The 16,289-nt window shown below is 72.5% G+C and carries 20 protein-coding genes; 10 read left to right on the plus strand and 10 right to left on the minus strand.

The features are described from left to right. Window positions 1–3 precede the first annotated feature (3 nt). Genes AB7J25_RS14255 through AB7J25_RS14280 form a run of 6 tightly spaced genes read right to left on the minus strand, consistent with a single transcriptional unit; the run spans window position 4 to window position 6,818 of the window. Window positions 4–1,182, minus strand: a complete 1,179-nt coding sequence (locus AB7J25_RS14255) for a vWA domain-containing protein (RefSeq protein ID WP_428509058.1) — start codon at window positions 1,180–1,182, stop codon at window positions 4–6. Continuing rightward, window positions 1,175–2,062 (minus strand): AAA family ATPase, encoded by an 888-nt coding sequence (locus AB7J25_RS14260; protein WP_428509060.1) that lies wholly within the window; start codon window positions 2,060–2,062, stop codon window positions 1,175–1,177. Before AB7J25_RS14260 ends, AB7J25_RS14255 begins: the two co-directional genes overlap by 8 nt. Further along, the gene (locus tag AB7J25_RS14265; RefSeq protein WP_428509062.1) at window positions 2,059–3,027 is read right to left on the minus strand and encodes an XdhC family protein; all 969 of its coding nucleotides are present in this window, start codon (window positions 3,025–3,027) and stop codon (window positions 2,059–2,061) included. The genes AB7J25_RS14260 and AB7J25_RS14265 overlap by 4 nt, the downstream gene beginning before the upstream one ends. A gap of 15 nt (window positions 3,028–3,042) precedes the next feature. After that, a complete protein-coding gene (locus AB7J25_RS14270) occupies window positions 3,043–5,454 on the minus strand; it encodes an aerobic carbon-monoxide dehydrogenase large subunit (RefSeq protein WP_428509064.1) in 2,412 nt (803 codons plus the stop codon). Beyond that, entirely contained in the window at window positions 5,451–5,921 is a 471-nt protein-coding gene (locus AB7J25_RS14275) for a (2Fe-2S)-binding protein (RefSeq protein WP_428509066.1), read from the minus strand. Before AB7J25_RS14275 ends, AB7J25_RS14270 begins: the two co-directional genes overlap by 4 nt. Next, the gene (locus AB7J25_RS14280) at window positions 5,922–6,818 is read right to left on the minus strand and encodes an FAD binding domain-containing protein (protein WP_428509068.1); all 897 of its coding nucleotides are present in this window, start codon (window positions 6,816–6,818) and stop codon (window positions 5,922–5,924) included. A 233-nt stretch (window positions 6,819–7,051) separates the two neighbouring features. Between AB7J25_RS14280 and AB7J25_RS14285 the strand changes: the two genes are divergently transcribed. Genes AB7J25_RS14285 through AB7J25_RS14330 form a run of 10 tightly spaced genes read left to right on the plus strand, consistent with a single transcriptional unit; the run spans window position 7,052 to window position 13,175 of the window. Beyond that, window positions 7,052–7,294: a hypothetical protein gene (locus AB7J25_RS14285; RefSeq protein ID WP_428509070.1), complete on the plus strand. Its 243-nt coding sequence runs from the start codon at window positions 7,052–7,054 to the stop codon at window positions 7,292–7,294. A gap of 55 nt (window positions 7,295–7,349) precedes the next feature. Continuing rightward, entirely contained in the window at window positions 7,350–8,216 is an 867-nt protein-coding gene (locus AB7J25_RS14290) for an FAD binding domain-containing protein (RefSeq protein ID WP_428509072.1), read from the plus strand. Then, on the plus strand, window positions 8,213–8,761 hold the full coding sequence (locus tag AB7J25_RS14295) for a (2Fe-2S)-binding protein (RefSeq protein WP_428509074.1): 549 nt from the start codon (window positions 8,213–8,215) through the stop codon (window positions 8,759–8,761). The genes AB7J25_RS14290 and AB7J25_RS14295 overlap by 4 nt, the downstream gene beginning before the upstream one ends. Beyond that, a complete protein-coding gene (locus AB7J25_RS14300; protein ID WP_428509076.1) occupies window positions 8,758–11,157 on the plus strand; it encodes an aerobic carbon-monoxide dehydrogenase large subunit in 2,400 nt (799 codons plus the stop codon). Before AB7J25_RS14295 ends, AB7J25_RS14300 begins: the two co-directional genes overlap by 4 nt. 4 nt (window positions 11,158–11,161) lie before the next feature. Continuing rightward, window positions 11,162–11,746 carry an SRPBCC family protein gene (locus AB7J25_RS14305; RefSeq protein ID WP_428509078.1) on the plus strand — a complete coding sequence of 195 codons (585 nt, stop codon included), beginning with the start codon at window positions 11,162–11,164 and terminating at the stop codon, window positions 11,744–11,746. An 11-nt stretch (window positions 11,747–11,757) separates the two neighbouring features. After that, on the plus strand, window positions 11,758–12,015 hold the full coding sequence (locus AB7J25_RS14310) for a hypothetical protein (RefSeq protein ID WP_428509080.1): 258 nt from the start codon (window positions 11,758–11,760) through the stop codon (window positions 12,013–12,015). Window positions 12,016–12,025: 10 nt separating this feature from the next. Next, on the plus strand, window positions 12,026–12,253 hold the full coding sequence (locus AB7J25_RS14315) for a hypothetical protein (RefSeq protein ID WP_428509082.1): 228 nt from the start codon (window positions 12,026–12,028) through the stop codon (window positions 12,251–12,253). Between the two features lie 10 nt (window positions 12,254–12,263). Next, on the plus strand, window positions 12,264–12,509 hold the full coding sequence (locus tag AB7J25_RS14320) for a hypothetical protein (protein WP_428509084.1): 246 nt from the start codon (window positions 12,264–12,266) through the stop codon (window positions 12,507–12,509). A 3-nt stretch (window positions 12,510–12,512) separates the two neighbouring features. Next, window positions 12,513–12,809 (plus strand): hypothetical protein, encoded by a 297-nt coding sequence (locus AB7J25_RS14325; RefSeq protein WP_428509086.1) that lies wholly within the window; start codon window positions 12,513–12,515, stop codon window positions 12,807–12,809. 3 nt (window positions 12,810–12,812) lie between these two features. Next, window positions 12,813–13,175, plus strand: coding sequence for a hypothetical protein (locus tag AB7J25_RS14330; protein ID WP_428509088.1), 363 nt, complete (start codon window positions 12,813–12,815; stop codon window positions 13,173–13,175). A 160-nt stretch (window positions 13,176–13,335) separates the two neighbouring features. Here AB7J25_RS14330 and AB7J25_RS14335 read toward each other — a convergent pair whose 3' ends face one another. Genes AB7J25_RS14335 through AB7J25_RS14350 form a run of 4 tightly spaced genes read right to left on the minus strand, consistent with a single transcriptional unit; the run spans window position 13,336 to window position 16,069 of the window. Next, entirely contained in the window at window positions 13,336–13,629 is a 294-nt protein-coding gene (locus AB7J25_RS14335; protein ID WP_428509090.1) for a hypothetical protein, read from the minus strand. Between the two features lie 25 nt (window positions 13,630–13,654). Continuing rightward, window positions 13,655–14,785: a vWA domain-containing protein gene (locus AB7J25_RS14340; RefSeq protein ID WP_428509092.1), complete on the minus strand. Its 1,131-nt coding sequence runs from the start codon at window positions 14,783–14,785 to the stop codon at window positions 13,655–13,657. 1 nt (window position 14,786) lies between these two features. Then, a complete protein-coding gene (locus tag AB7J25_RS14345) occupies window positions 14,787–15,677 on the minus strand; it encodes an AAA family ATPase (protein ID WP_428509094.1) in 891 nt (296 codons plus the stop codon). Between the two features lie 53 nt (window positions 15,678–15,730). Next, window positions 15,731–16,069: a hypothetical protein gene (locus tag AB7J25_RS14350; protein WP_428509096.1), complete on the minus strand. Its 339-nt coding sequence runs from the start codon at window positions 16,067–16,069 to the stop codon at window positions 15,731–15,733. Window positions 16,070–16,289 lie beyond the last annotated feature (220 nt).

Below are 16,289 nucleotides of genomic sequence, written 5' to 3' on the forward strand. Positions count from 1 at the left end.
GGCTCAGGGTGCGCGGGCCGGCCGCGCGAGCGCCGCGAGCAGCTCCTCCAGCGCGTCCAGGCTGTGCGCGCTCACCACGGCGTCGCAGTGCGGCCACGCCGCCGCCATCCCGCCCGTGAGCGGGGTGAAGCCGGGGCGTCGCGCCCGGGGGTTCGCCCACACGATCCGGTACGCGACCCGCGCGAGCCGGGCCATCTCGGCATCCAGCACCGCGGGATCGCCGCCGTCCCAGCCGTCGGAGCAGATCAGCACGACCGCGCCCCGGGCCGCGCCGCGGATCCCCGCCGTGTCGTTGAACGTGCGCAGGGACTCGCCGATGCGCGTTCCGCCCGCCCAGTCCGGGGCCAACGCCCCGGCCCGTGCGAGCGCCACCGCGGGGCTCGTCCTGGCCAACGCCCCGGTGAGCCTGGTCAGCCGGGTGGCGAACGTGTAGACCTCGGCCTCGACGGCGCCCGCCGCGCAGTACAGGAACTGGATCAGGGCCCGGGCGTAGGGCTGCATCGACCCGGAGATGTCGCAGAGCACCACGAGCCTGCGGTGCTCGCGGCGCGGCAGGCGGCGCGCCAGCCGGGCGGGATCGCCCCCGGTGTCCCGGGCGGCCCGCAGGGACGCCCGGACGTCGACGCGCCCGCCGTGCGCCGCCCGCCGGGTCCGGCGCGTCCGGCGCAGCGGGGTCGCCATCCGCAGCGCCTGCATCGCGTCGGCCAGCAGGGCCAGCTCGGCCGGGTCGAGCTCGGCGAAGTCGCGCCCCGCCAGCCGCTCCCGGTCCGAGCCGACGGATCCGCGAGGCTCCTCCGGGCCGGGTCGGCCTGCCGGAGCGCCCAGGGCGGGCGCGAACCTGGCGCCGACAGGCCCGGGTTGCGGCCTCGACGTCCGCCCGGCGGGCCCGCTGGGCTGCGTGGCGCCCGTCCGGCGCCGGTCGGCCGGATCGGCGATCCCGGCGAACACCGCGTCGATGACGGCGTCGACGACGGCGAGGTGCTCGGGCGCCGACGCGAGGGTCGCCGCGGCGCAGTGGCGCACCGCCCGCGTCGTCTCCGGGGTGAGCGCCACGACGGCGGCGGCGAAGCGGCTCGCCCGGTCCGGCCCGACGGGGAGGCCGGCGACGCGGCAGGCGGCCGTCAACCGCGCGGCGAGGGCGGGCAGGTCCGCCGCGACCGGGTCGGGACCCGGCTCAGCCATGCTGCAGCAGCGCCGCAAGCCCGCCCTCGCGTACCAGGTCGACGTCCTCGGGGTACTTGAGAACGGCGCCCAGCGTGCGCGCGGCCGCGGCCTCGTCGAGGCGGGTGACGCCGAGCGCGTGCAGCGCATCCGCCCAGTTCACCGCCTCCGCGACACCGGGCGGCTTCTGCAGTGCGAGCCGGCGCATCCGGCCCACCGCGGCGGCGACCTGGCGGGCGATCCAGCCGGGCGCCTCGGGGACGCGGCGGGCGACGATCTGCTCGACCCGCTCCGGGCCGGGGTAGGCGATCCAGTGGTAGAGGCAGCGCCGCTTGAGGGCGTCGTGCAGGTCGCGGGTGCGGTTGGAGGTGAGCACCACGACCGGCGGCACGCTCGCCCGCCGGGTGCCCAGCTCGGGGATCGTCACCGCCGCCTCGGCGAGCGCCTCGAACAGGAAGGCCTCGAACTCGTCGTCCGCGCGGTCCACCTCGTCCACGAGCAGGACGGCCGGGGTCGGGCCGGGATGGGTGATCGCCGCCAGCAGCGGGCGGGCCTGCAGGAACTCCTCGGTGAACAGGTCGGTCTCCGCGAGCGGGGCACCGCGGGCCTCGGCGACCCGGATCGCGAGCAGCTGGCGCGGGTAGTTCCACTCGTAGATCGTCTCGGCGGCCGTGAGGCCCTCGTAGCACTGGATGCGCATCAGCGGGGCACCTGCCGCCGCCGCGAGCGCGCGGGCGGCGTGGGTCTTGCCGACGCCGGCCTCGCCCTCCAGCAGGACCGGCTGGCGCAGGCGGACCGCGAGGTAGAGCGCCGTCGCCAGCGCGTCGTCGGCGAGGTAGCCCTCGCGGTCCAGCGCCGAGCGCAGGTCTTCGACGTCCGCGAAGGGCTGCGCGTCGGTCACGGACGGAAGCGGTTCGGGTCGTCGAGGTAGGCCCGCCGGCAGCCCGTACCGCAGAAGTAGACCAGCCCGTCGTCGTGGTGGGCCGAGATGCTGGCCGGGGTGACCGCGACGTCCATCCCGCACACCGGGTCGACGGCGATCTCGACGGCGACCGGCGCGGTGTGCACGTGGGTCTGCGGGGTCTCCGGCGCGGACGTGTCGGCGAACGCCGGGTCCTCCTCGCCGGGGAGGGCGACGCGCGGGCGCTCGGTGATGATCTCCGCGAACACGCTCAGCGCGATCTCCGGCGCGGTGCGGGCGCCGATGTCGAGCCCGGCCGGGGAGTGGATGCGGTCGATGTCGTCTGGCGCGACTCCGGCCGCGGCGAGCTCCTCGCGCACGCCTGCCGAGCGCCGCCTGCTCGCCACCAGCGCCACGTACGGCACGCCCGCCTTGAGGGCTCCGACGAGGGCGGCGGCCTCGTCGCGCCCGTGGGAGGCGACGACGACCGCTGCGGTGTCGCCCGGGACGGGCGCGCCGGCCTCCGCCGTCGTGCGCACGTCCCAGCCGATGGCGTGCCCGACCTGCGCGAGTGCGCGCGCGACCGGGGTCTCGCCGTGCACGTGGACGAGGGCGGGCGGGATCATCGCCTCCAGGAAGATCTCCAGCGTCCCCCCGGACAGGCACGGGTTGCCCACGGTGCGCACCCCCTCCTGCGCGGGTTCGGCCGGGTCGCCCGCCCGCGGTGTGATCCGCAGCAGCCCGGACTCGCCGGACTGCAGCAGGCGCAGGCTCTCCAGCCGCACGGTCGACTCGGCGCAGACCCCGCCGACGAACCCGTCGATGGTGCCGTCGCCGAGCACGAGGGCGCAGTCGCCCGGCTTCGCGCTCGTCGGGCGCTCGGCCCGGACGACGGTGGCGAGGACGAACGGGGTGCGCCCGGTGCGCAGGTCGCCCACGCGTGACAGCAGATCTGCTCGACTCATGTGATCATCCTGTAGTCATCCGATGGCGAGGTCGGTCCGAAGTGGCCTGCCCTGCAGGGCCGACCACACGTGTGCGGGAGTGAGCGGCATGTCGGCGTGTCGCACACCGATGGCGTCGAGCACCGCGTTGACGACCGCGGCGGGCGAGCCCACGGTGGCGGACTCGCCGATGCCCTTGGCCCCGATGGGGTGGTGCGGTGACGGCGTCACCGTCTGTCCGAGCTCCCAGGACGGGCATTCCAGCGCGGTGGGCAGCAGGTAGTCCATGAAGGAGGCGCCGAGGTGGTTGCCGTCGGCGTCGAAGGCCATCACCTCCATCAGCGCCATCCCGATCCCGTCGGCGAGGCCGCCGTGCACCTGCCCCTCGACGATCGTCGGGTTGATCCGCACCCCGCAGTCGTCCACGGCGACGAACCGGCGGACCTTCACCTGCCCGGTGCCGGGATCGACGTCGACGACGCAGAGGTACGCGCCGAAGGGGAAGGTGAGGTTCGGCGGGTTGTAGACGCACCGCGCGTCGAGCTGCCCCTCGACGCCGTCGGGCAGGTCCAGGTCGGAGTGCGCGGCGCGGGCGATCTCGGCGAGGGTGGCGGCGGCGGTCGGGTCGCCACGCACGTGGAAGCGACCCTTGTCCCACTCCAGGTCCTCCGCCGAGATCTCCAGCATGGCCGCCGCCACCAGCCGCGCCCGTTCCCGGACGCGCCGCGCCGCCGTGGCGGCCGCCGCCCCGGACACGGGTGTGGACCGCGACCCGTAGGTGCCGAGCCCGAACGGCGTGCGGTCCGTGTCGCCCTGGACCACCTCGACCGCGTGCGGCGAGATCCCCAGCTCCTCGGCCACGATCTGCGCGAACGTCGTCTCGTGGCCCTGGCCCTGCGACATGCAGGACACCCGCAGCTCGGCCGTCCCGTCCGGGTGTACCCGCAGCTCGGCGGCGTCGGCCATGGCCAGGCCCGCGATGTCCATCAGCCCGCGGGGTCCCGCGCCCACCGCCTCGGTGAAGAACGACAGACCGATGCCCATGACGGTGCCCCGGCCGGTGCGCTCGTAGGCGATCCGGCCGCGGGCCTGTTCCGCACGCAGCTCGTCGTAGCCGGCCATCGCGAGCGCCTTCTCGAAGGCCCGCGGGTAGTCGCCCGAGTCGTAGTCCCAGCCGGTCGCGCAGCGGTACGGGAACTGCTCGGGACGCAGCAGGTTGCGCCTGCGCACCTCCGCCGGATCGAGCCCGAGGTCGAACGCGAGCACGTCGACCATCCGCTCCACCAGGAAGGAGGCCTCGGTGATGCGGAACGAGCAGGCGTACGCGACCCCGCCGGGGGCCTTGTTCGTGTACACACCGGTGACGCGGCAGTGCGCGGCCGTGACGTCGTAGGAGCCGGTGAAGACCCCGAAGAACCCCGCGGGGAACTTCGACGGCTGCGACGTGCCGTTGAACGCGCCGTGATCGGCGAGCACCCGCACGCGCAGGCCCGTGATGCGGCCGTCGGCGGTGGCCGCGATCTCCCCGCACATGTGGTAGTCACGCGCGAACGACGTGCTCATGAGGTTCTCGGAGCGGTCCTCGGTCCACTTCACCGGCGCACCGGTGACGGTGGCCGCGTGCACAGCGCAGAGGTAGCCGGGGTACATCCCGACCTTGTTGCCGAAGCCGCCGCCGATGTCCGGCGCGACGATCCGGATCCGGTGCTCGGGGACCCCCGTGATCGCCGAGTAGAGGGTGCGGTGGGCGTGCGGCGCCTGCGACGTGGAGTACACCACCAGGCGGCCGGTCACGGGGTCGACGTGGGCGACGATGCCGCAGGTCTCCAGCGGCGCCGGGTGCACGCGCGGGTAGAGCATGTCGCAGGTGCTGACGTGGTCGGCGGCGGCGAACGCGGCGTCGGTGGCGGCGGCGTCGCCCGTCTCCCAGTCGAAGATGTGGTTGTCGGTCCGGCCGGCGATCTCGTCGCGGACCAGCGGGGCACCCGGGTCGAGCGCGCGGCGCGCGTCGACGACGGGTTCCAGGGCCTCGTACTCGACGTCGATCAGCGCGAGCGCGTCGCGGGCGGAGTAGCGGTCCTCCGCCACCACGAACGCGACCTCCTGGCCCTGGTAGCGCACCTTGTCGGTGGCGAGAACGGCGGCGACGTCGTGGGACAGCGTCGGGTGCCAGGCCATCCCGCACCGCTGCAGGTCGGCGCCGGTGATCACGGCGCGCACCTTCGGGTGGGACTCGGCGACGCCGGTGTCGATCGAGACGATCCGGGCGTGCGCGTAGGGGCTGCGCAGGACCGCGCCGTGCAGCATCCCCGGCAGGGTGATGTCGTCGACGAAGCGCCCCCGGCCCCGGACGAAGCGCGCGTCCTCCTTGCGCAGCATCGGGCCGTGGCCGGTGGGGGCCGCGCGGGTGGTGGCCGGGTCCGGCCCGGTGGGCAGCTGAAGGGTCATCGGGCGCCCCGCTCGGAGGCGGCGGCGTGCCGGATCGACCGCACGACGTTCTCGTAGCCCGTGCACCGGCAGGTCTGCCCGCTCAGCGCCTCCCGGATCTGCCGCTCCGTGGGGTCGGGCAGGTGGTCGAGCAGCCACCGCGCGGTCATCAGCATCCCCGGCGTGCAGAAGCCGCACTGCAGCCCGTGGCACAGCACGAACGACTCCTGCACCTGGTCCAGCCCGGCCGGGCCCTCCAGCCCCTCCACCGTGCGGACGCGGTGCCCGTCGGCCTGCGCCGCGAGCACCGTGCAGGACTTCACGGGGATCTCGTCGAGCCACACCGCGCACGCGCCGCAGTTGGACGTGTCGCATCCCCAGTGGGTGCCCGTGAGGCCGAGCTCGTCGCGCAGCAGGTGCACCAGCAGCAGCCGCGGCTCGACGACGCGGGTGTACTCGCGGCCGTTCACCGTCACGCTGATCTCCATCTACCGTCCCCCGGAGACGACGAGCCCCGCGCACTCCAGCGCGGCGTGCAGGGTGCGGCGGGTCAGCTCGCCTGCCAGGTGGCGCTTGTACTCGACCGGACCGCGCTGGTCCGCGACCGGCCTGCAGTGCTCCCGGGCGGCGCCGGCGGCGGCGGCGATGGTCTCGGGCGTGGGCCTGCGGCCCCGGAGCAGATCCTCGGCCTCCTCGGCGACGAACTCCCGCGCCCCGACGGCGGTGAGCCCGATGCCGACCTCGGCGAGGGTGCCGTCCGGTGCGAGCCACACCGCGGAGGCGGCCGCCGCCACCGCCCAGTCACCCGCGCGGCGGTCGACCTTCCGGTAGCAGCTCCCCGTGCGCAGCCCCGCCGGAGCGAGCGGGACGCGCAGCCGGACCAGCACCTCCGTCGGCCGCACCGCGGTCTCGTACGGCCCGCGGAAGAACTGCCGCATCGGCACGGTGCGCACTCCGTCCGACCCGGCGATGTCGGCGACCGCGCGGAGCGCGCTGAACGCCGCGGACAGGTCCTCCGACGGGTCCGCCTGGCACACCGAGCCACCGACGGTGCCCCGGTTGCGGACCAGCGGATCGGCGATCACCCGCTCCGCGTCGTGCAGCACCGGCAGCCGCTTCCCGATCTCCGGGGAGGCGAGCAGCTCGGCGTGCCGGACGAGGGCACCGATCCGGACCTCGCCGTCACCCACCTCGATCCCGCCCAACTCCGCCACGTCGTTGATGTCGACCAGCAGCTCCGGCTGCGCGAGGCGGAGCTTCATCATCGGGATCAGGCTGTGCCCGCCCGCGATGATCCGGGCCTCGGGGGCGTGCCGGGTCAGCAGCGTGAGCGCGTGCTCGATCGAGCTCGCGCGCCGGTACTCGAAGTGAGCCGGAAGCTGCATCGCTCTCCTGGGGCCGGGGCCGGATGTCGCTCATGGTGTCCACGGCCACGCGCGCGCGGCAAGTACGGTTAAGCCTTCGCTTAGGGGGAGTGGATCCTAGGGTTGATCCCGATGCAGCATGTCGCGCACTTGACAGGCCAGCCCTCCGCGCTGTGAGGTCGCGCACCTGACCACAAGGTAAACCGCGTGACACCCAGAGTGACGGACTGACGCAACGAGGCGAGTGAGGACGCATGCCGATCGAATCCGACGGCCACAGCCAGGACAACCCCCGCTTGTACGAACTGATCGAGAACGCGCCCAGGACCGGAGGGACGAGTCCCACGATCTGGGCGTTCCAGCAGTTCACCGACTTCCTCAAGATCGCCGGGCAGCCGGTGGCCGGGCCGTGGCCGCCGCACCAGGAACCACGGCCCGAGCCGGACGACGAGTCCCTCCCGGTCGCCGTGGCCGAACGACCGCGCCCCCGCGCCTGAACCCGCTCCCCACCACCCCGCCCGACGTCGTTCGGGTAGGTCAAGGAGGACCCCGATGTATCCGTCCAAGTTCCGGTACGAAGCCCCACGAAGTCTCGACGAGCTGCTCGACCTCCTCGCCACCTACGGCGACGAGTCCAAGATCATCGCCGGTGGACAGAGCCTCGTCCCGATGATGAAGCTGCGGTTCGCCGCGCCCGAGGTCCTCATCGACATCAACGGCGTCCCCGGGATCGACCACCTCCAGGAGGAATCCGACGGGATGCTGCGCGTCGGCGCGCTGTGCCGGCACGCGACGCTCGAGCGGTCGGCGCTGCTCAAGACGAAGCACCCGCTGCTGGCCGCCACGGCGCCGCTGGTCGCCGACCCGATGGTGCGCAGCAGGGGCACGATGGTCGGCTCGATCTGCCACTCCGATCCCCAGGGCGACTGGGGCTCCGTGCTGCTGGCCCTCGGCGGGCACGTCGTGGCGCTCGGGCCGCGCGGACAGCGGCAGATCCCGGCAGCGGACTTCTCCCTCGGCCCGTTCCAGAACGCCCTGGATCCGGACGAGTTCGCCGTCGAGGCGATCGTCCCGGCGCCGGTCGGCCACCGGTTCGGCACGTACCTGAAGCTCGAACGGCGCGTGGGTGACTTCGCGACGGCGGGAGTCGCGCTCTCGGTGGAGCAGCAGGGCGGCCGGGTGGTCAAGGCCGGCATCGCCCTCACCGGTGTCGGCCCGGCGAACCTCGCCGCGACCGAGGCGGCCGAGGCGCTCGTCGGCGGGCCCCTGACGGGGGCGTCGATCGAGGAGGCGGCACAGCTCGCCGCGCGGACGGCCCAGCCGAAGGCCGACCACCGCGGCAGCGTGGAGTACAAGCGCCACGTCGTGGCGACGTTCGTCAGACGCGGGCTCTCCCGCGGGGAAGCGGTGGCGGCATGAGCTATGGACACGCTGTCGAGATCGTCGAGACCGACGAGGTCGTTCGGCGGATCACGGTCACGGTCAACGGGAAACGCCGCGTGGTCGAGGTGGAGCCGCGGCTCCTGCTCGCGCACCTGCTCCGCGAGGGGCTCAGCCTTACCGGGACCCACTTCGGCTGCGACACCACCAACTGCGGTGCCTGCACGGTGCTGTTCGACGGTGACCCCATCAAGTCCTGCACGATGCTCGCGGTCCAGGCCGACGGCCACGAGGTCACCACCGTCGAGGGGCTCGGCACCCCCAGCGAGCTCGACCCGGTCCAGGAGGGCTTCCGGCAGGAGCACGGCCTCCAGTGCGGCTTCTGCACCCCGGGAATGATGATGGCGTCGCGGGCCCTGTTGAACCGCGAGCCGGACCCCACCGAGGAGGACGTCCGGTGGGCGCTCTCCGGCAACCTGTGCCGCTGCACCGGCTACCAGAACATCGTCAAGGCCGTGCTGTGGGCAGCCGACAAGGAACGCGGCAGCGCACCGGCCGCAGGCGACCAGGAGAGTGCCCGATGACGCAGACCGCCCTCCCGACGGCGCTCGACGAGATCAAGATCGGCGGGCTGGGGGCCAGCCGGCGCCGGGTCGAGGACCACCGGTTCATCCGGGGCCGCGGCCAGTACACCGACGACGTGAAGCTGCCGGGCATGCTCTACATGGAGATCGTGCGCAGCCCGCTCGCCCACGCCCGCATCACCAAGATCGACACCAGCAGGGCATGGGCCATCCCCGGCGTGCGCCAGGTGATCACCGGCGAGACGCTGGCACAGCGCAACCTTGCGTGGATGCCGACGCTGTCCTACGACACCCAGGCCGTGCTGGCCACCGACAAGGTGCGCTTCCAGGGCCAGGAGGTCGCCGTCGTCGTCGCGGACGACCCCTACATCGCCCGCGACGCCTGCGACGCGATCGAGATCGAGTACGAGCCGCTTCCGCCGATCGTCAACCCGGAGCAGTCCAAGGCTCCCGGCGCGCCGGTCATCCGCGACGACAAGGTGGGTCAGGTCGACAACACGGCCTACCGCTGGGAGGTCGGCGACCGCGAGGCCACCGAACGCGCCTTCGCACAGGCCGACGTGGTCTCCTCGATGAAGCTGCACTACCCGCGCAGCCACCCCTCCCCCATCGAGTGCTGCGGAACGGTGGCCGACTTCGACCCGGCCACCCAGAAGCTCACGCTCTACCTGACGACCCAGGCCCCGCACATCGTGCGCGCCGCGGTCGCCCTCATCGCCGAGCTGCCCGAGCACCAGATCCGGATCATCGCCCCCGACATCGGCGGCGGGTTCGGCAACAAGGTGCCCGTCTACCCCGGCTACGTGCACGCGATCGTCGGGTCGATCCTCACCGGCCGCCCGGTGAAGTGGACCGAGGACAAGACCGGCAACCTCATCTCCACCGGCTTCGGGCGCGACATGTACCTCGACGCCCAGATGGCCCTGCGCCGCGACGGAAAGATCCTCGCCGTGCGGATGCACGCCGACACCGACCAGGGCGCCTTCTTCGGTGACGCCCAGCCCTCCAAGTTCAAGGTCGGGCTGCTGCACTCGACGTTCGCCGCCTACGACATCGACACCGGCTACCTCACCGCGCAGGGCCACTACACCAACAAGGCCCCCGGCGGCGTCGCCTACCGGTGCTCGTTCCGCGTCACCGAGGCCATGTTCTTCCAGGAGCGGATGGTGCAGGCAGCTGCCTCCGACCTGGGCATGGACCAGGCCGAGTTCCGGCGCATCAACCTGCTGCGCGACGACCAGTTCCCGGCACGCACGCCGTTCGGGTTCCTCGTCGACTCCGGCCAGTACGGCAAGTGCCTCCAGGTGGGCCTGGACGCCATCGGCTACCAGGACTTCCTCCGCGAGCAGGAGGCCGCCCGCCGCAAGGGCCGCCTGCTCGGCATCGGGATCTCGACGATGACCGAGCCGCTCGGCGCGGGCAACAGCCGCGAGTACGACATCCTCGGCATCAAGATGTTCGACTCCGCCGAGCTGCGGGTGCACCTCACCGGCAAGGCGATCCTGCGCACCGGGGCGAAGACCCAGGGCCAGGGCCACGAGACCACCTGGGCGCAGATCGTCGCCCACGAGCTCGGGATCCCCGCCGAGGACGTCGTCGTCGAGGAGGGCGACACCGACACCGCCCCCTTCGGCATGGGCACCTACGCCTCCCGGTCCACCCCCGTCGCGGGCGCCGCCGTGGCGATGGTGTCCCGCAAGGTCCGGGCCAAAGCCCGCAAGCTCGCCGCGCACCTGCTGGAGGTGTCCGAGGAGGACATCGAGTGGGAGCTCGGACGGTTCTACGTCCGCGGTGCCCCCCACCGGGGCGCGACGATCCAGGAGTGCGCGATGGCCGCGTACTCGAACATGCCGGACGGTCTCGAGCCCGGCCTGGAGGCCAACGCGTACTACGACCCGCCGAACCTCACCTGGCCGTTCGCCTGCTACATCGTGACGGTCGAGGTCGATCCGCAGACCGGCGTCTGGGACGTGCTGCGCGTCGTCGCGGTGGACGACTGCGGGGTGCGGATCAACCCGATGATCGTCGAGGGCCAGATCATGGGCGGGCTCACCGAGGCCTACGCCATGTCCAACATGCAGTTCATCACCTTCGACGAGGACGGCAACTGCATCGGCTCCAACTACATGGACTACCTCCTGCCCACCGCCTGGGAGACCCCCGGGTTCGAGCTGCACGAGGTCGTCACCCCCTGCCCCCACCACCCGATCGGTGCCAAGGGCGTCGGCGAGTGCGCCGCGGTCGGCGGCCCCGCTGCCTTCGTCAACGCCGTCCTCGACGCGATCGGCCACACCGGCGTGCGCAACATCGACATGCCGGTGCTGCCGGACCGCGTCTGGACCGCCCTGCAGACCCACCAGGACGTCTCCGGCGCGCCGCCGGTGAAGCGGAGCTGAGGACATGGAGATCACGAACGACATCGTCGTCGACGCACCGCTGGACAGGGTCTGGACGTACATGCTCGACGTCCCGAACCTCGCGCCCTGCCTGCCCGGCGCGGAGCTCACCGGCGACGACGGCAACGGGACCTACGACGGCAAGGTCGTCGCCCGGCTCGGGCCGGTGAAGCTCTTCTTCAGCGGCAAGGCGCGGATCGTCTCGACCGACGAGGCGAGCCACACGCTGGTCCTGCACGCGGCGGGCGCCGAGGACAAGGGCAAGGGCACGGCCGACATGACCCTGACGGCCACCCTGGTCCCGAGCTCGGGCGGTCGCACGACGATGAAGGTCGTGCAGGACCTGACCATCTCCGGGGCGGCGGCCCAGTTCGGCCGCGGCATGATCGCCGACGTCACCAGCGTCCTCATGCGCAGCTTCGCCGAGTGCCTGCAGTACAACATCAACAACCAGGGCGGCGGCGGGACCGCCACCGCGATCCGCGCGGCCAAGCCGGCCAGCGGGTTCGCCATCGGCGTGCGTGCCGCGTGGATGGCCCTCACGCGGGTGTTCGCCCGGTTCTTCCTGCCCTACGACCGGAACCGCTGAAGGAGCCGGACATGACCCTCTGGTGGATCGGCAACGCCGTCCTGCTCGTCGTTCTCGTCGTGGTGATCGCCCTGCTCAACCGCCTGCTCGCCGCGGTCGAGCGGATCCGGGGCGCCGCCGACGACATCCTCGCCCAGGGCGTCCGCGCCCTCGGCGGGGTGCAGGACACCCCCCAGCTGCTCGCCACGACCGACGCCACGGTGGCCCAGGTCGCCGCCGGCGCCACCCGGTACGCGGGCAGCGTCGCCAAGCTGCTCCCTGCGAAGTAGGAGGACGACGATGCCCCTCGTTGCCTGGATCACCCTCCTGATCACCACTCTGATCATCGCGTTCACCGCCGTCGGCCTGCTGCGGGTCATCCTGCACCTGCGCCACGTCCACGCGACCCTGGCCGCCCTGCAGGGCGGGGTCGACGCGATCGCCGAGCGCACCGCGACGGTGCCCACCGTCGTCGGCTCGGTCAACGGGAACCTCGCGCCGGTGCGCGCCTGGTGCGAGACGGTGTGAGGAGAAGACCATGATTCCGTTCGGATGGACCCTCGGGCTGGTCATCGGCCTGGTGATCGTCGTGGTGGTGGTCGCCCTCGTCACGCCGATCCTCGTGCTGGCATACAAGATCGGCACCCAGGCGCAGCAGCTCGACGCGTCGCTGCGCCGGTCGCGCGAGAACACCGCGGCCCTCGCGGGCCTCAACACCACCATCGACCACGCCACCGAGATCATCGGTGGCCTCAAGCGCGGCCGCGCGCGGCTGGGAGGCTGACCCGTGAACCTCTCCCCCGGTGAGATCACCTACTGGTCGGTGATCCTGATCCTCGGCGCCGTCGTCATCGTCGCCGTCGTGATCCTGCTGAGCCTTCTGGTCGCCTTCGTCCTGCGCATCCGCCGGGCGGTCGAGCAGATCGCCGGCACGCTCATCGGCATCACCGAGAACACGAAGAACACGGCGCTGATCACGGCCACCGGCGACGGGCTGGACCTGGTGCTCGCCGAGGGCCTGCAGCACCACCTGTTCCTCGGGCGGGTCGTCAACTCCATCGCCACGCCCGCAGGAAGGGGCTAGCCCATGTCCGAGTCGACACTTCTCGTGCTCACAGTCGTCGAGATCGGCGTCCTGATCGCCGGGCTGGCGTTCTTCCTCATCCTCTTGGGCTCGCTGCTGGGCAAGATCGCTTCCATCCTGGAGGCGGGCACCGGGCTCGTGACGCAGATCGCGGACGACACCGAGGCGATCCGCCCCGGGCTGGAACACATCAACCGGACCGGCGGCACCGTGGCGGGCGCGCTCCCGCTGCTCTACGGGTTCGCCGAGGAGACGATCCGCAAGGTCTCGCCGAACGAGGCCTGGCCGTCGGTCGCCGTCCCGGCGTCGGGTCGACGGCGCTCGCGCATCCACGAGACCGTCGGCTACCTGCCGTCGCGGCACTGAGCGCACCACACCGCTGAACACACACCATCGCTGAACATCACCGAGACACATCACTGAGACGGCCCCGGCCGGCCACCGCAACGGTGGCCGGCCGGTGGCGTCCCCGAGGGGGCGCGTGATCGTGGTAGTGATCGAGGCAGTGATCGAGGCAGCGGACTGGTCAGGCCCCCATCGCCTCCTGCTCCTCGCTGATGATCTCCTCACGGATGATCGGGTAGCCCGGCAGGCCCGCCGTGTCGACGGCGGCCTCGAACACCGCCCGCCCGCGCTCGAGGGCCTCCTCGCGGCTGTCCGCCTCCACGAGGAGCTGCGCCCCGTAGTGGGTACCGCCTCCGCCGGTGGCGATGCCGTTGCTGCGCGCGACGGCGTCGGCGAGTTCGACGACCTCCTCGAGCGACACGACGGCGTCCGTGTCCGGATCGCCCTGAGCGACGAAACCGACGCTCCAGCGCATGGTGTTCTCCTTTTTCCGGGTGGAACTACAGGGTGGGGAGCAGGCCGGCGAGCTCGGCAAGACTGTCGAGGTCGTGGCCGGAGAGCAGAACGTCGATGTGGGGCTCGGCGACCATCATGGCGACCGTCTGCGGCCGGTAGTCGCGGTTCGAGCCCCTGTGCGGGTTCATCCAGACGATGCTGTGCGACAGCCGCGAGAGCCGTTCCATGGCCGTGTCGAGGACCTGCGGGCTGCCGCGGTCGAGGCCGTCCGAACAGATCACGATCACCGCACCCCTGGCCATGCCCCGCCGACCCCAGGTGCGGGCGAACTCGTCGAGGCAGCCGCCGATCCGGGTGCCGCCGTCCCAGTCGACGACGGCGCCCGCGGCCTCGGCGAGCGCGGCGTCCGGGCTGCGCCTGCGCAGCGGCACTGTGATCCGGGTGAGCCGGGTGCCGAAGCAGAACACCTCGACGCGCTGCGTCGCCTGGCGGGCGGAGTGCGCGAACTGCAGCAGGGCACGCGAGTAGTCGGCCATCGAGCCGGAGACGTCGAGCAGCAGGATCAGCGGGCGCACCTTCACGCGCCGGCGCCGCCACTGCATGACGACCGGCTCGCCGAGCAGGTGCAGCGACCTCCGCACCGTGCGGCGCATGTCCGGCCGGTGCCCGTGCCGGGCGGGCCGGGAGCGGCGCGTGCGCCGCCGCGGGGGCGTGAGCCGGAACTGCTGCATGATCCGCCGCAGCGCGACGAGCTCCTCGTCCGTACAGGCACCGAAGGCCTTCGAACGCACGGCGGTGACCGACGAGGCCGCGAGTCCCATCTCGACCTCGTCCTCGTCCTGCTCGGCGGCCTCGGCCGGCGGGTCGGTCGCGGGGACGTCGACGACCGCGCCGGCCGTCGCCGTCGCCCGCAGCTGCGCGTCGAGGAGCTCTTCGACCGGGTTCTTCTCGCCGAGGAAGAACTCGCGGAAGACCTCGTCGTAGACGGCGATGTCGTCGCGCCGTTTCACCAGCGTGGTGCGGCCCGCCCAGTACAGGTCGAGGAGATCGGTCGGATCGAGCGGCACGGTCGCGGCGCTGAAGGTCAACAGGTCGCCCGCGCCGACCGACACCCCCGCCCGGCGCACCGCGCGGCCGAACGCGACCAGCAGCGAGACCAGGTCCTGAGCAGGCACGTCAGGGTCGGGTCAGGGACGACGGGCCGATGATGTCGTCGAGATCGTCGCGGACCAGCTCGATGTCCTCACGCTCCTTGAGGACCGAGCCCAGCGTCAGCTCGGCGGCCTCGGCGGTGAGCGTGGTCTCCCCGAGGAACTCCAGGGTCCGTGCCCAGTCGATGGTCTCCGCGACCCCCGGTGGCTTCGCGAGATCCACCTCGCGCAGCCGCTGCACGGCCGCCACCACCTTGCGGGCGAGCTCCTCGCCGACCTGGGGCTGCCGGACGGTGACGATCTCGATCTCCTGCTGGAGGCTCGGGTAGTCGATCCAGTGGTACAGGCAGCGGCGCTTCAGGGCGTCGTGCAGCTCGCGGGTGCGGTTGGACGTGAGCACGACGAGCGGCGGTGCGGTCGCCGCGACGGTCCCGACCTCGGGGATCGTGATCTGGAAGTCCGAGAGGATCTCCAGGAGAAAGGCCTCGAACTCGTCGTCCGCCCGGTCGACCTCGTCGATGAGGAGCACGGCCCGGTCGCCCGCGCGCACCGCCTGCAGGAGCGGGCGCTCCAGCAGGAAGCGCGGCCCGAAGAGCCGGTCCACGGCGCCGTCGTCGGCGAGCCCGCGCTCGGAGAGCGCGCGGATGTGCAGCAGCTGTCGCGCGTAGTCCCACTCGTAGAGCGCCTGGCCGGTGTCGATGCCCTCGTAGCACTGCAGGCGGATCAGCTCACGGCCGAGCACCGACGCGAGCACCTTGGCGATCTCGGTCTTCCCGACACCCGGCTCCCCTTCGAGGAGCAGGGGCCGGTTCAACGACAGCGCCACGTAGGCGGCCGTTGCGAGGCCTCGATCGGCCAGGTAGTCGCCCCGGCGCAGGGCCGCGGTCAGGTCGCCGACGCTGGCGGGTGAACTCACCGCGGCGTTCTCCTCTGTGGGTGGGGTGGGTCGGGGATCGGGGCGGCGAGCGGTCAGCGGCGGTCGGTGGTCGCGGACGTCGGCGACGCGCCGGGGTGGAACTTGCCCTCGCTGCGCAGCAGGTCCCGCCACGCGGAACGCATGTCCTCGCCCACCGGGACGGCGGTGGAGCCCTCGACGTCCTCGCCGCTGATGCCACCGAAGCCGATGTTCTTCATGTTCCGGCAGACCTTCGCCTTCGGTCGCGCCTCGTCGAGATCGGCGCCGGACTGCTGCCCGACGGCCCAGATCGACCTCAGCGCGGTCAGGGCCTCGACAGCCTCGACCGGCTCCTCGCCCTCGGCCGTGGTCCCGGCGGGCCCCTCGGCAGGGCCGCCGTGCCGCTCGGTCATCGCAAACCTCCCTCGTCACGCGGCGCAGCCGCGTCGCACCCTCCGATGGTTCCGGGCCGGTCCGGAACCGGCAACCACGGATAAGCGTTCACTTAGTCCGCTTCACCCTCCCGGTTATCGGTGTGCGCCGTGACCAGCCGTCACCGGGCAGAATCCGCCGCGTGACATTGACGCAGCTCAACGCGTTCGTACTCGTCGCTCGGCTCGGCTCGGTCAAGGC

The sequence above is a fragment of the Pseudonocardia sp. genome (genome assembly GCF_050246655.1).
Taxonomy (GTDB): Bacteria; Actinomycetota; Actinomycetes; order Mycobacteriales; family Pseudonocardiaceae; genus Pseudonocardia.